The organism is Clostridium pasteurianum DSM 525 = ATCC 6013 (assembly GCF_000807255.1).
GTDB classification, from domain to species: domain Bacteria; phylum Bacillota; class Clostridia; order Clostridiales; family Clostridiaceae; genus Clostridium_I; species Clostridium_I pasteurianum.
Genome location: NZ_CP009268.1, coordinates 1776639 through 1790908, shown reverse-complemented (window position 1 = coordinate 1790908; position 14270 = coordinate 1776639). Strand labels below are relative to the sequence as shown.

At 30.7% G+C, this 14270-nt stretch carries 14 protein-coding genes, 5 tRNA genes, 1 pseudogene and 2 other annotated features (1 of these 22 only partly in view); of the genes and pseudogenes, 6 read left to right on the top strand and 14 right to left on the bottom strand.

What is annotated here, in order from left to right:
- Nucleotides 1-91, bottom strand: a sequence feature (ribosomal protein L20 leader region); it reaches 17 nt to the left of the window's first position.
- A gap of 38 nt (nt 92-129) precedes the next feature.
- Together thrS and ytxC are read right to left on the bottom strand one after the other, a co-directional pair.
- Entirely contained in the window at nt 130-2043 is a 1914-nt protein-coding gene (gene thrS / locus CLPA_RS08115; protein ID WP_003443605.1) for a threonine--tRNA ligase, read from the bottom strand.
- 41 nt (nt 2044-2084) lie between these two features.
- Nucleotides 2085-2301, bottom strand: a binding site (T-box leader).
- Between the two features lie 68 nt (nt 2302-2369).
- Entirely contained in the window at nt 2370-3293 is a 924-nt protein-coding gene (ytxC, locus tag CLPA_RS08110; RefSeq protein ID WP_003443603.1) for a putative sporulation protein YtxC, read from the bottom strand.
- Nucleotides 3294-3419: 126 nt separating this feature from the next.
- On the opposite strand from ytxC, the gene CLPA_RS08105 reads away from it, so the two are divergent.
- Entirely contained in the window at nt 3420-4118 is a 699-nt protein-coding gene (locus CLPA_RS08105; RefSeq protein WP_003443601.1) for a DUF6873 family GME fold protein, read from the top strand.
- Nucleotides 4119-4149: 31 nt separating this feature from the next.
- Here CLPA_RS08105 and CLPA_RS08100 read toward each other — a convergent pair whose 3' ends face one another.
- On the bottom strand, nt 4150-4638 hold the full coding sequence (locus CLPA_RS08100; RefSeq protein WP_003443598.1) for a DUF6241 domain-containing protein: 489 nt from the start codon (nt 4636-4638) through the stop codon (nt 4150-4152).
- Nucleotides 4639-4953: 315 nt separating this feature from the next.
- Here CLPA_RS08100 and CLPA_RS08095 point away from each other — a divergent pair, with 315 nt between their 5' ends.
- Nucleotides 4954-5421, top strand: a complete 468-nt coding sequence (locus CLPA_RS08095) for a hypothetical protein (protein ID WP_003443596.1) — start codon at nt 4954-4956, stop codon at nt 5419-5421.
- Between the two features lie 397 nt (nt 5422-5818).
- Here the strand turns inward: CLPA_RS08095 and CLPA_RS22110 are convergent, their stop codons facing one another.
- The 10 genes from CLPA_RS22110 to CLPA_RS08050 all read right to left on the bottom strand — a co-directional run bounded on the left by CLPA_RS22110 (nt 5819) and on the right by CLPA_RS08050 (nt 9285).
- Nucleotides 5819-5932 carry a hypothetical protein gene (locus CLPA_RS22110; RefSeq protein ID WP_236900414.1) on the bottom strand — a complete coding sequence of 38 codons (114 nt, stop codon included), beginning with the start codon at nt 5930-5932 and terminating at the stop codon, nt 5819-5821.
- Entirely contained in the window at nt 5881-6258 is a 378-nt protein-coding gene (locus tag CLPA_RS21665; protein WP_003443593.1) for a hypothetical protein, read from the bottom strand. The genes CLPA_RS22110 and CLPA_RS21665 overlap by 52 nt, the downstream gene beginning before the upstream one ends.
- A 157-nt stretch (nt 6259-6415) precedes the next feature.
- Nucleotides 6416-6489 (bottom strand) — tRNA-Cys (locus CLPA_RS08085).
- A 3-nt stretch (nt 6490-6492) separates the two neighbouring features.
- Nucleotides 6493-6567 (bottom strand) — tRNA-Gly (locus tag CLPA_RS08080).
- A 5-nt stretch (nt 6568-6572) separates the two neighbouring features.
- Nucleotides 6573-6648: transfer RNA gene (locus CLPA_RS08075), tRNA-Phe, on the bottom strand.
- Nucleotides 6649-6676: 28 nt separating this feature from the next.
- Nucleotides 6677-6753 (bottom strand) — tRNA-Asp (locus CLPA_RS08070).
- Nucleotides 6754-6760: 7 nt separating this feature from the next.
- Nucleotides 6761-6836 (bottom strand) — tRNA-Val (locus CLPA_RS08065).
- Between the two features lie 147 nt (nt 6837-6983).
- Nucleotides 6984-7862 carry an Hsp33 family molecular chaperone HslO gene (gene hslO, locus CLPA_RS08060; RefSeq protein WP_003443590.1) on the bottom strand — a complete coding sequence of 293 codons (879 nt, stop codon included), beginning with the start codon at nt 7860-7862 and terminating at the stop codon, nt 6984-6986.
- A gap of 262 nt (nt 7863-8124) precedes the next feature.
- Entirely contained in the window at nt 8125-8865 is a 741-nt protein-coding gene (locus tag CLPA_RS08055) for a class I SAM-dependent DNA methyltransferase (protein ID WP_003443589.1), read from the bottom strand.
- A gap of 123 nt (nt 8866-8988) precedes the next feature.
- The gene (locus CLPA_RS08050) at nt 8989-9285 is read right to left on the bottom strand and encodes an alpha/beta-type small acid-soluble spore protein (protein WP_003443586.1); all 297 of its coding nucleotides are present in this window, start codon (nt 9283-9285) and stop codon (nt 8989-8991) included.
- Nucleotides 9286-9790: 505 nt separating this feature from the next.
- On the opposite strand from CLPA_RS08050, the pseudogene CLPA_RS21900 reads away from it, so the two are divergent.
- From CLPA_RS21900 to dapB, 4 genes and pseudogenes are all read left to right on the top strand, one after another.
- Nucleotides 9791-9964: pseudogene (locus tag CLPA_RS21900) on the top strand (MerR family transcriptional regulator); the annotation flags it as partial.
- A 31-nt stretch (nt 9965-9995) separates the two neighbouring features.
- Nucleotides 9996-11141: an RNA-guided endonuclease InsQ/TnpB family protein gene (locus CLPA_RS08040; RefSeq protein WP_003443583.1), complete on the top strand. Its 1146-nt coding sequence runs from the start codon at nt 9996-9998 to the stop codon at nt 11139-11141.
- A 165-nt stretch (nt 11142-11306) separates the two neighbouring features.
- Complete coding sequence (gene dapA / locus CLPA_RS08035) at nt 11307-12197, top strand: 4-hydroxy-tetrahydrodipicolinate synthase (RefSeq protein ID WP_003443582.1); 891 nt, start codon at nt 11307-11309, stop codon at nt 12195-12197.
- A gap of 1 nt (nt 12198) precedes the next feature.
- A complete protein-coding gene (dapB, locus tag CLPA_RS08030; RefSeq protein WP_003443581.1) occupies nt 12199-12954 on the top strand; it encodes a 4-hydroxy-tetrahydrodipicolinate reductase in 756 nt (251 codons plus the stop codon).
- Nucleotides 12955-13009: 55 nt separating this feature from the next.
- Here dapB and CLPA_RS08025 read toward each other — a convergent pair whose 3' ends face one another.
- Complete coding sequence (locus tag CLPA_RS08025) at nt 13010-14164, bottom strand: pyridoxal phosphate-dependent aminotransferase (RefSeq protein WP_003443580.1); 1155 nt, start codon at nt 14162-14164, stop codon at nt 13010-13012.
- Nucleotides 14165-14270 lie beyond the last annotated feature (106 nt).

The window sequence follows — 14270 nt, the reverse complement described above, 5'->3', positions numbered from 1 at the left end:
ACAAATGCCGTCCTCAATAATAATCAAAGATTAAAATAAACCTAACTAGCAATGCTGTAAGGTGAGAAACGGCATGTTTCTTCTTGACATATAACATTATACTACCTATCTCATAGATTGTCAATATATTTATAAATTATTTACTTTTTCATCTATTTCAGCTTTTAATTTTAATATAAGATCTTCTATATTTAAACTTCCTAAATCTCCTTCTTTTCTGCTTCGTACGGAAACATTTCCACCTTTCATCTCATTGTCTCCTATTATCAGCATATATGGTATTTTTTGAAGCTGCGCCTCTCTGATTTTGTATCCAATCTTTTCATTTCTTATATCACTTTCTACTCTGAATCCTTCCTTCTTTAGTATTGCAACTATTTCATTTAAGTACTCAACTTGATTTTCTGTTATATTCATAACTTTAAGCTGAACTGGTGCAAGCCAAGTAGGGAAGGCTCCTGCATAATGTTCTATTAGTATTCCTATAAATCTTTCTATACTTCCAAATACAACTCTATGAACCATTACCGGTCTATGCTTTTCACCATCTGCAGCAATATAAGTTAAATCAAATCTTTCAGGCATCTGGAAGTCCAATTGAATTGTACCGCATTGCCATGTTCTTCCTATACAATCTTTGAGATGGAAATCTATTTTAGGGCCATAGAAAGCTCCATCCCCTTCATTTACTTCATATTTAAGACCTACTGCATTTAATGCCTCTATCAATCCCTTAGTAGCTATTTCCCAATCTTCATCACTTCCCATAGAATCTTCTGGTCTTGTGGAAAGTTCCACAAAATATTCAAATCCAAACACTTTATAAAAGGAATCGATGAGCTTTATTACTCCTAAAATTTCCTCTGTAATCTGATCTCTTGTCATAAATATATGAGCATCATCCTGAGTAAAGCATCTTACCCTCATAAGACCTTGAAGTGCTCCTGATTTTTCGTGTCTGTGCACAAGTCCAAGTTCTCCAAGTCTTATTGGAAGTTCTCTATAGGAATGTATTGAATTCTTGTAAACCAATATAGATCCAGGACAATTCATAGGTTTTATAGCATAATCATTGTCATCTATTTTTGTAAAATACATATTTTCTTTATAATGATCCCAGTGTCCTGATTGATGCCACAACTCTTCATTTAATATAATAGGAGTTCTTATTTCATCATAACCTGCCTTTGTATGCACTTCTCTCCAATAATTCTCTAAAAGATTTCTAACAACCATTCCCTTTGGATGGAAAAATGGAAAACCAGGTCCTTCTTCATGAATACTGAATAAATCAAGTTCTTTTCCAAGTTTTCTATGATCTCTCTTTTTAGCTTCTTCAAGCATATTTAGATACTCATCTAATTCAGCTTTTTTTACAAAGGCTGTACCATATATTCTTTGAAGCATTTTATTTTTTTCATTACCTCTCCAGTAAGCTCCGGCCACTGAAAGGAGCTTGAAAGCTTTAACTTTTCCAGTAGAAGGTACATGGGGTCCTGCACAGAGATCCGTAAAATCTCCCTGCTTATAAAATGAAATTATTTCTCCTTCAGGTAGATCTTCTATAAGTTCTACCTTATAGTCCTCTCCCCTTTGTTTCATAAAATCAATAGCTTCATTTCTTGGAAGTTCAAATCTTTCAAGGGGTAAATTTTCCTTTACTATCTTAGACATTTCCTTTTCTATAGCAGTTAAAGTATCTACTGTTATTGGAAAATCCGCATCAAAATCATAATAAAATCCATTGTCTATAGCTGGACCAATAGCCAATTTTACCTTTGGATATAGTCTCTTTACTGCCTGAGCTAATATATGTGAAGCAGTATGTCTTAATATCCATTTTCCGTCTGCATCTTCAAAAGTCAATATTTCAAGAGTACAATCCTCTTCTATTTTTGCCATTAATTCTGTTCTTTTACCATTAACCCTAGCCCCTAAACTCTTTTTATAGAGACCAATACTTATATTTTTAGCAATTTCTTCAATAGATGTTCCCTGTTCCACATCTAAAACTTTACCATCTTTTAATGTAACTTTAACCATAAATTTTACCTCCTGATAACAAAAAATAAAACTCATCTCAATAATGAGACGAGTTTGTTTCGCGGTTCCACTCAAATTAATACTGCATCAAAATCAGTATTCACTTATTATCTTAACGTCGATAAACGAAATAGCCTACTCAATTCAGCCTTTAACTCAAAGGTGGTTTTCAATAAATCTTATTCAAGAAATCTCTCAGCAAATGATTTCTCTCTCTTAGAACAGTATATATTTACTCTTCCTTTTCATAGCTTTTATCAATTATAATCTCTATAAGACATATTTTATGCTACAAGTTCGTATATGTCAATAACTAAATACTTAACTCAAACTTTTATAAGATCTTTATTTATTTTTTCTAGCTTATCCTTTAAACTTTCTCTTTCTTCATTATCATCATAGAATTTAACCTTATCTTCGAACACATTACTTATGGTATCTATTAATTCTCTTTTTTTAAATTCCTCTACATTATGAATAACTATACTTCTTGGTGATAATGTTATAAGACCGCTAATAATTATATCCTCCTGATTTTCCTTACTATCATACTTTGTGTTTTTTAAATTCTTTACTAAATCTCTGCCTATATCTTTTCCATCCTTATCCTTAATAATATATCTTTCATTGGCATCGGGATATATATTCACCTCATCTATTTTACTCTCTTGTATGTCTACAAAATATTTTAAGAGGTTGATAAATTCATTATACTCTTTATCTATCATATATTTTTCTACTGATTTATCTACTATAGCCTGGAAATCACTTTCCATCTCTTTAATTCTAAATCTAATAAATCCCTCTATATTTATCAACTCATTTTCACTTACACAGGAAAATATTTTCTTTGTAATTGAATTTTTCCTATTTATATAATATACCTCATTTTCATCTTTTATTTTTCCATTGCATAGAAAGGAATCCTTACAAATGCTCTTTAGATCTTTTATTTCTTCGGCTTTAAGGAAAAAGTAATTTTCATTTAGAAATTCTATCAATTTTTTATTATAAAATTCTTTAGTCATAATTTCATATAAAACCATACTTAAATACAGATTAAAATTGTATTCCACTCGGGAATTAAAAAATTCATCGCTGCAAAACATTTTAACGAAGTGAGTTCTATTTTCTATACTTTCTGAGATGCCTACTTTTATTCCTTTTAACTCTAAATTGTGCTTTATATACTCTAATCCATCTATTATATCTTCTTTTTCTCCGTTATATACAATGCTTTTTAGAAGCATATTCTCACTCCTTTCTTACAAGTAGTATGTGTTTAATCTAAATGTATATGCATTTTATTTTAAGTAAAAATAAAAAAATTATGCTAAAATAAAATAAATAATTTTAAATTTTTGAGGTATATAAAATTGAAAAATGTATTAATAGATTTCAGAACCAGCGAAACTGAAAAAGAAAACCTGTATAAAAATGGATTTAATTCTATAATAGTTCCACCTAGTGGCCACTTGTACAATGCTGTATGCGGACACCCTGACATGCTTCTTCACATTATAGATAAAAAGAATATAATAGTTCACAAGGATATGGATACATCCTTCATAAATATAATAGACAATTTAGATTATAATGTTACTAAAACTTATAAAAACCTTAAAGATAAATATCCTGAAGATATATGTTTAAATGCCTTGAACACAAAGCATATTTTTTTACACAATTTAAAATATACAGATAAAAATTTACTATCTAAAATAAAAGGCAAAAAATTATGTGATGTAAAACAGGGTTATAGCAAATGTTCTACCGCTCTTATAAGTGATTCTGCTGCTATTACAAGTGATATAAAAATACATAATGTTCTTAAAACTAATGGTATGAAGGTTCTGCTCCTTCCACCTGGTGACATTGAATTACCAGGACTAAATTATGGTTTTATAGGTGGTACCTGTGGCATTTTAGAAGAAGGAAATATTGCTTTTTTCGGTGATTTAAATAATTATTTGTATAAAAATACTGTATTAAAATTTTTGATACAGGAAGACATAAGACCTATATTTTTGTCTAAAGGGAAACTTATAGATAGAGGTACACTTTTCACCCTATAAAATAAAAAAGTAAAGGAATATTTTTATCCCTTTACTTTTTCAGCTCCGTTGCTTTTCCTACATTTCCATTTAACTTACTCCATACATAATTATGTATTTCAACACTACTAGAATAGTTTTTATTTTTCCACTCCATAAGCCACTTTATTAAAGCATCTTTATCAGCATAGTTTGAATAACTTAATTCAACTATTAACTTATTACAAACTTCAGGAGTAATTTTAATTTGCCCCCATACCTTATTGTCCTCAGCTACAATTTTTGTATTTGCCATTTTGTGTATTTCATCATAAATTTCATTTTCACTTCTAACTTTTACTGCTGCCTTTGTCTTATCTTTTAGAATTACTGTGCCCTCTTTATTTATACTTATATTCTTATTAAAATTATTTTCGGACATTTTCCCCGCTGCATGAGCAGTATAAAAATAATAGCCTGTCCCAGCACCCAAAATAATAAATATAACTATTAAATAAAACCACCATTTTTTATAAAATTTCTTCTTATAGTCGTTTTCCATAATATTCCTCCATTTATTCTATACAAATTATTGTAACAAAACTTTAATAAATTTACAATAGTTGGTTATGATATGCTGAACTTTGCAGTTTAAACCTTAATTTGTAATCGAGTAGGAGCTGAATAATTATTTTATTCAGCGACCTCTCACACCACTGTGCGTACCGTTCGGTACACATCGGTTCAATAAGAATTACTTAATTATAGATAACTTTCGGTTAATGTTATAAAACCTTGCTTCTTAAGATATTTATTAGATAGTGTTCTTGATAGAAGATCTAATTGCAAGACAAAGAAAATAAAGGAAGTAATAACTATGCCAAAGCTCACATTTCCGTATGTAGACTATGAATCACAGTTTCTTATTGCAATGACACCAGAACACCACAGCAGACACTTAGGACAGGCTTATAGATATTCGCAGATTCTACCTGTAATAAATAATGGGACTTCTTATTACTTTGAGATTAGAACACCTTCCGACATACATGAGGTTGCTATGAAAGTGGTGGATATAGTTTCAGACAGAGTTTTACAAGTAGAGTTTTACGAAGCTCCTACAATTACTACAGTAGGCACTATCGCAGTTAACCTAATCCAGAGGAATAGAAATTCAACTAATGTAGCACACACTCAAATATTCAATAATCCTTCTGGTATATCTGGCGGTACTTTATTTAGGACTTTACTGTATGGAACTGGTACTAATGATAGCCCTATATCTGGTGGTGGTTCTGATGATACTGGTTGGAGCTTGAAGCCTCTAGTACAAAGTACATTATAAAGATTACTAACATTGGAGGTTCAGCTACACAGTATGTAGGTATTCATGGATTGCTGTTTGAAGTGGATAGAGATTAGGGTAAATAAATAGGACAGCTCTCTCAATGTTTCCTTGTAGATTTTAAGAGATTTCTAATTGGATTCTCTAGGTATTATGTATTCCAGTGCTGGGGAGAATATTGCTTATAGTCAGAAAACACCAGTGGAAGGTTAGTGTTTGAATGAACTCTTCTAGACATAGAGCCAACATATTAAACTCTTCCTATACACAGATGAGAGTAGTATTAGCTAATTAACAGTGATGGGTAATTGCTACTGGATACTGGACACAAATGTCCCTAAAACATAGATAAGAAAATAAGGTGTATAATCAATTATTAAACACCTTATTTTCTTATTTATGCTTGGTGTTGCTGACCAAAAACTAAAAATACAGCCCAATGAAATGTTTGCGGACCTACTACGCCATCAACAGATAATATACCACTATTTGCCTGTTGAAAACTATATATTGCATTATATGTAGCTGATCCAAATATTCCATCTGAAACAAATATGCAATATACTCTAAAAATATTCCCTTTTCAACGATACGGTCTTGATAATCCATTACTTCATCTACAAGCCAATTCTTAAAGTATCTCATAAATGTAAAATGGTCTGTAATAGTCTTTTCAGCTAATCCTTCAAGTTTCTTTACAGTCATAAATTGCTCATGTAATCTAAAAAAATCGGTAATATTAAATTGTTGTAATGGTTCTTTTTCCGTTGTGTAACTTTCTGCGAAATTCTCTTTGCAACCCATTGTAATACGCTTTCTTTTTACTTTGCAACCCACTGTTAAGCCCTCCTAAATATTTCGACTACACATAGGTCTATACGGAAAATAAAATACAAAAGTCTGTAAATATAAGAAATGAAAATAATCTAACAAAAAAAAGAAAAAGTATCCCAACCACTGAAAAATCAGCAATTAGACTACTTTCTTATTAATTTGGAGGCGCCACCCAGATTTGAACTGGGGATAAAGGTTTTGCAGACCTCTGCCTTACCACTTGGCTATAGCGCCCTATGGAGCGGAAGACGAGATTCGAACTCGCGACGTTCACCTTGGCAAGGTGACGCTCTACCACTGAGCCACTCCCGCAACTTTGGTGGCCAATTCTGGAATCGAACCAGAGACACGAGGATTTTCAGTCCTCTGCTCTACCGACTGAGCTAATTGGCCGAATAACAAAATTTGCATTAATAAATATTGGCGACCTGGAAGGGGATCAAACCCTCGACCTCTGGCGTGACAGGCCAGCACTCTAACCAGCTGAGCTACCAGGCCAATGTTATGGTGGGCACTACAGGGCTCGAACCTGTGACCCTCTGCTTGTAAGGCAGATGCTCTCCCAGCTGAGCTAAGCGCCCGTAACATTAAGACAGGTATTATTTTATTATATAAAGCAATATTTGTCAACATATTTTTTATAATTTATAGATTTCATTCACAACAGGAGAAAAAGACGAAACTTTTCTCAGTTGAATGTGTGATTCTTGCTTCGTCTTTTCCCTCTATTACAAACTATCAATTATCTTCCCTATATCTTTATGGGTAAAATTATAAGCTTTATTGCAGAAATTACATTTTAATTCTTCCGTTTTATTATCCTTATATATTTCTTGTAATTCTTTTTTCCCTATACTTATAAGGGCTTTTTCCACTCTTTCTCTGCTGCAGTCACATTTATATTCTGGTTTCATCTCACCTACAATTTTTAAATCCATATCCTCAAATATATAATTGAGAATTCCTTCTGCATCCATACCATCACTTATGAGTTTAGTTATAGATGGTATCTCTTCTAACCTGTAAGTTAGTAAATCTGCTGTAAGTTCATTATATCCAGGCATCATCTGAATTATAAAACCACCAGCTGCTTTAATACTAAGATCTTTATCCACTAGAACTCCCAGTCCTACTGCTGAAGGCACTTGTTCAGAAGTAGTAAAATAATAGGCTAAGTCATCTCCTATTTCTCCCGTATATATGGGCACATTGCCTACATAAGGTTCTCTTAGTCCTAAATCTCGTATAATTGTAAGATTACCATTCTTACCAACTATACCTGAAACATCTAGTTTACCCTTTGAATTTGGGGGAAGTTCTGCTTTAGGGTTTCCTATATATCCCTTTACACTGGCATCACTATGAGCAGTAACTACTACACTTTTTGCAATTCCACCGCCATCTATTTTCAGCGTAAGAGAGTCACTTTCATTTTTCATCATAGCCCCCATAAGACTTCCTGCTGTAAGCATTCTTCCAAGAGCTGCTGCTGCTGTAGGTGCACACTTATGAAATCTTACGCCCGTATTTACAAGTTCCGTTGTAATTGCTGCTATTATTCTAATTTCTCCATTCTTAGCCGTTGCAATTAGTAATTTATCTTCCATCAAACATCCTCCAATATTTATAAATTTTAAATATATTTACAAAATTTTTTGTATTGAAAATCTAAAGTAAAATTTTATATTATGAATAACTTTTGTATTGCTATATAAGACATACCAAAAATCAATTGAAGCAAGTTCTTAATTCAGGTGGGGATTCTCTTACCCCATCTGAATTTTAGAACTGCGAATGCATGGCTTACTTGGCGTTGAACTCCCACTTGAAGAAGGGGGAGACTTACGCCAAGTTAGTCAGGTTAAAATATTATCCTAATATATAAACTATTCTTTCAGTTTGGCTATTTATATCCTCTTCACTGTAATTATTTAATTTTTTTATTAGTTTAAGACCACATTCTTTAAATAGTTTTTCTATTTCCTGCTGCTTATAAGCCCGTTCACTATGTTCTTCATCAAATCTCTTATATATATCATTTTCTTTTTCTTTCACAAAAAAAGTAAGATACATGTCCACAATGTCATTATCAAATTGATTTTCCCATATGTAAACTACTTCTCTATCATCATAGGTAAATACATTATTACCTATAATTGTACTAAGTTTATAATAAGAATTTATATCGAAAATAAAAATTCCATTTTCATTTAAATGTTCTTTTATTCCAGAAAAATATTTTTTTAAACTAGAATATTCTAAAATATAATTAGTTGAATCCAAACAACAAGTTATCAGATCAAATTTTCTATTTAGACACAAATTAGAAATATCCTGTTTGATAAGTTTTGCCTTTATATTTTCATGTCTGAGCTTTTTGTCAGCTTCCCATAACATATCTTCAGACAAATCTACGCCCCAAACCTGTTTAAAATCTTTACCTATAATTTCTATAAGATTTCCCGTACCACAAGCTAAATCTAAATATTTTTCAAATTTTATATTGTACTCTCTGCATATATTTAAAATAGTATTTGCCCATTTTTTATAATTTACATCTCCATTAATAAGTTCATCATAAATATGTGCAAAATTTTTATAACAATTCATCTATAACTCCCTTTAATTCCTATATAAATCAAGAAACTCAGAAAATTTAGTCTGAGTATCTGTTATTTTGTAATAAATTAATATTATATATTTTTAACATATAAGTCAACAATGATGATAAATTTACTCTTTCTTTTCCCTTTTAATTTCCAAAACACTTTGTTCGTTATAGGAATTATTTTGTATATCAACATTTTTAGGAAGATGTAGTTCTTTTTTTCTCTTAGTCATAATTCCCCCTATCCTTCCCGTCTCTTCTGCAGTTAATCCACTCCAACCCAATTTATCAATTTTTTCACTGAGTCCCAATTCTTCTGCTATTTCATATTTTATTTTCTCTCTTAATTTTTCCATCTCAGTTAATTCTCTATTTGATTTAAGTTTTGCTTTTATTACTTTTTTTAATGGTGTTTTCCCCATAAATCATCTCTCCCACAAAATAATTAATAATTATTATTTAGTGTTATCATAAAAAGAGATATCTATACATTTTTGCAATTAATTTATTAAATTTAAGGACTCTAGTAAATTTTTCAACTCAAAACATTTGTCAATTGCTTTAAATTATAATATTATATTTATGGACAGGCTGTATTTATATTTAAATTATATTTCTTTACATACATAATTTATCTGCATATATAGCAAATGTGAAAAATTTCTACAATTTTATAACTTGTAGTTATATAATATTAAGTAGATGTCCATATAAAATTTGCTTGTACAATATAAATTTTTAATACAATATTATTTAACTATATATTGAGAACTTATACTTGTTTCTGAATATACTAAACTATAGAGATTTAAAATGTATACCTTAAGGAGGGGAGTAACGGTTTTTAAATAACTATTAAAACCTACTAAAACATATTTGTATATTATTAGTTTTATCTTATCATAATGTATATAAAGAGGTGATAAAATGAAGTATTATACAATAGGTCAATTCTCAAAATTAGTAGGTAAAAGTATTCAAACTTTAAGACTATGGGGTAATAAAGGAATTTTAAAACCGCATCATACAACAGAAGGTGGACACCAATATTATTCTGAACAACAAATTAATCAAGTTTTGCAAGTACCACTTATTAAGAAAGATAAAAGGATGATTAAGGAGTTGTTAGAGAATGATACTGGCGAATAAAGTTAGAGTTATTCCAAATATAGAACAGCAGCAAAAATTATGGCAATCAGTTGGAACAGCAAGATTTATTTATAATTGGACACTTGCAAGACAAGAGGAAAATTATAAAAATGGTGGCAAATTCATAAATGATGGTGATTTAAGAAAAGAGTTAACTATTCTAAAGAAATCAGAACTTAATTGGCTCAGTGGAGTATCTAATAATGTGGCTAAACAGGCTGTAAAAGATGGTTGTAATGCCTATAAAAGATTTTTTAAGGGGTTAGCAGATAAACCAAGATTTAAAAGCAGAAGAAAAAGTAAACCTTCATTCTATAATGACAATATAAAACTAAAAGTCAAAGCTAACATGGTTTTAATTGAAAAAGTAGGATGGGTTAGAACATCAGAGCAGCTACCTATGGATGTTAAATATACAAATCCAAGGGTAAGTTTTGACGGTAAGTTTTGGTATATATCTATTGGTATAGAAAAAGAAGCGCCTATAATAGAAAGTACAGGCATATCAATAGGTGTAGATTTGGGATTGAAAAATTTAGCAATAGTTTCAAATATAGATAATCCATTTAAAAATATCAATAAAACTAAAGAAGTTAAGAGACTAAAAAAGAAGTTAAAAAGAAAACAAAAACAAGTTTCAAGAAAATATGAAAAAGGTAAAATTCAAATAGTAAAGGAAGGTGAAAACCGTTATAAATTTACTAAAACTTATAATATTAAAAAACTTGAAAAAGAAGTAAAACTTATCCAAAGAAGGCTTTCAAATATACGTTTAAATCATATTCATCAAGCAACTACAGAGATAGCGAAAACCAAACCATCAAGAATAGTAGTTGAGGATTTAAATGTAAAAGGTATGCTTAAAAATAAACACTTATCGAAGGCTATACAAGAGCAATGTTTTTATAAATTTATTAGCATTTTAGAATATAAAAGTAAATTTAATGGCATTGAATTTGTAAAAGCCGATAGGTTTTATCCATCAAGCAAAACCTGCTCATGTTGTGGCGAAATCAAGAAAGATTTAAAACTTAAAGACAGGGTTTTTATTTGCCCATCATGTAATAATAAAATTGACAGAGACAAAAATGCGTCAATAAATCTTTCAAGATATAAACAATCGGCATAGTATCACTAACAAGATAATGCTGATATGTACTGTTCGTTACGCAGGAATTTAAGCCTTTGGAGCAACATATCAAACTGGAGTAGTCTTATGACAAAACAGGTTGCGTTGAATAAGGAATAAACCTCTAAATATTAGATTTTAGTAGATTTTATGTAACGGATATTTATGAGTATATTTGTAGGTAGCGGTGTGGCTATTGTGACCCCATTTACTGAAGATGGAGTAAATTTTGAAAAACTTAAAGAACTAATTGAATGGCATATAAGCTCCTCTACTGATGCCATAGTAATATGTGGTACTTCAGGAGAAGCATCAACTATGTCTCTAGAAGAAAAAAAAGAAACAATAAAATTTACAGTAGATGTAGTAAACAAAAGAATTCCTGTAATTGCAGGAACAGGAAGCAATAATACAAATGAAAGTATAAAAATGAGTAAGTGGGCAGAAAGTATAGGTGTAGATGGTCTACTAGTTATTACACCTTATTATAACAAAACTACCCAGAAGGGATTAATTGAGCATTTTAAAGCTATAAATGATGCTGTAAACATTCCCATAGTACTTTATAACGTGCCAGGAAGAACTGGCATGAATTTGAATCCAGAAACACTCTATGCTTTAAGGGATTTAAAAAACATTAAGGCTATTAAAGAAGCCAGCGGTAATATAAGCCAAATTGCAAAGATGAAGGCCCTTTGTAAAGACAGATTTGATATATATTCAGGAAACGATGATCAAATAGTTCCTATATTATCTTTAGGAGGCAAAGGAGTAATTTCTGTAATTGCCAATATTCTTCCAACTGAAACTCATGATATGGTAATATCTTATGTAAATGGAGAAACTGATAAAGCTTTGGATTTACAATTAAAAATGATGTCTCTTTGTAATGCCCTATTTATAGAAACTAATCCTATACCAATAAAGACAGCTTTAAATCTTATTGGCTACAAAGTTGGATCTTTAAGACTTCCTCTTTGTGAAATGAGTGATAAAAATCTTAATTTACTAAAAGATGAAATTAAAGCCTATGGCTTAGCATTAAAGGAGGACTAATATGATAAAAGTATTATTAAACGGATGCGGTGGTAAAATGGGTAAGGTTGTAATTGAATCTGCTAAAAAATTTAACGCCGTAGAAATAGTTGCTGGTATAGATAAATTTGCAGATAAATCAATAGAATTTCCCGTATTTAAATCCATTAAAGATTGTAATGTATCAGTAGATGTTATTGTTGATTTTTCAAGACCAGATGCACTGTACAGCATTTTGGATTTTTCAGATAAAAATAAAACTCCAGTTGTACTATGTACTACTGGTTATAGTGATGATCAAATTGCAAAAATAAATAACTTCAGCAAAGAACATGCTATATTCCGCTCTGCTAATATGTCTATAGGAATAAATGTTATAAATAATATACTAAAAAATATAAGTGCTTTCCTATACGAAGACTATGATATTGAAATAATTGAAAAACACCATAATCAAAAAGTAGATGCACCTAGCGGTACTGCTCTTTTACTGGGCGATACCATTAAAGACGCCATTAAAGAAAATACAGTGTATATAAATGGAAGAGAAGGAATACACAAAAGAGAACATAATGAAATTGGCGTTCATGCCATAAGAGGAGGCTCTATCGTAGGTGAACATGAAATAATATTTGCTGGCCAGGGAGAAACTATAGAACTTAAGCATACTGCTATTTCGAGAGAAGTATTTGCAGTAGGTGCTCTTAAAGCTTCCTTATTCATGGCAAATAAATCAAAGGGGCTATATAATATGAATGACGTTTTAAATGCTAAATAATAAAAAGATGTCTTTCAATGCATAGATATGTATTGAGAGACATCCCTTTTTCATCCTAATTTTTCTTCAACATATTTTCTATCCTATTCATGGCCTCTTCAAGCTTCTGCTTACTATAGGCATAAGAAATTCTCATATATCCCTCTCCGCCTTTACCAAAAGCTGATCCTGGTACTACTGCTACCTTTGCATGTTGAAGCAGTTTATCACAAAATTCTTCACTATTAGAAGCAAATTTTTTGATTGATGGAAATATGTAAAAAGCTCCCTTAGGTAATTTAACTTCAAAACCCAAACTCAGTAGCCTTTCATAGAGGTAATCCCTTCTAATCTTAAATTCATTTCTCATATTCTCTACATCCTGCAGACAATTTCTCAGTCCTTCAATTACCCCATATTGTGATATTGATGGTGCACAGGAAACATTATACTGATGAACTTTAATTATAGAATCCATATACTTATTTACAGCACACACATATCCTATTCTAAGTCCTGTCATGGAAAACATCTTTGAAAATCCATTTATCATTACAACCTTATCCTTTATATCTTTAAACTGGGCAATGGAATAATAGTCCTTTTCAAAACAAAGGGAACTATACATTTCATCTGTTATAACTATTATATCTTCATCTTTTACTATTTCATAAAGCTTATCTCTTGATTCTTTATCTAAAATTGCTCCTGTTGGATTAGAGGGATAAGAGAGCACAAAAATCTTTGGTCTTTCCCGATGTATGAGTTCTTTTAATTCTTTAAAATCTATGGAAAAGTCTTCTTTATTTAAATTATAATTTATCACCTTACCACCCAATATCTTAACACAGCTCTCATAAGCAGGATAAGCAGGAGTGGGAATAAGCACTTTATCTCCTGAATTTATAAAAGCAGTAAACACATCCATAAGGCCTTCACTTCCGCCTACAGTAACACAAATTTCATCGCTAGTATAATTTATATTTTGACTACTTAAAAAACCACTTATCTCCTGTCTTAATTGGAGTACACCTGCATTAGAGGTATATACAGTTTTATTATCCTGTATAGCCTTTATCATAACTTCCTTTATACCTTGTGGTACAGAGAAATCAGGCTGACCTAAAGTTAAAGATATAGCTCCATCTACCTTTTCTACTTTATTGTAAAACTTCCTTATGCCAGAAAGTTCTATATTATTAACATTATCTGCAATTTTATTTTTATCCAAAAATCTCACTCCATTTCAATCGCTTATATAACTGGTTACGGAATAACAATATAACATTAAACTTATTTAATTATATCATTATTAATAATTATACAGTATAATGTAA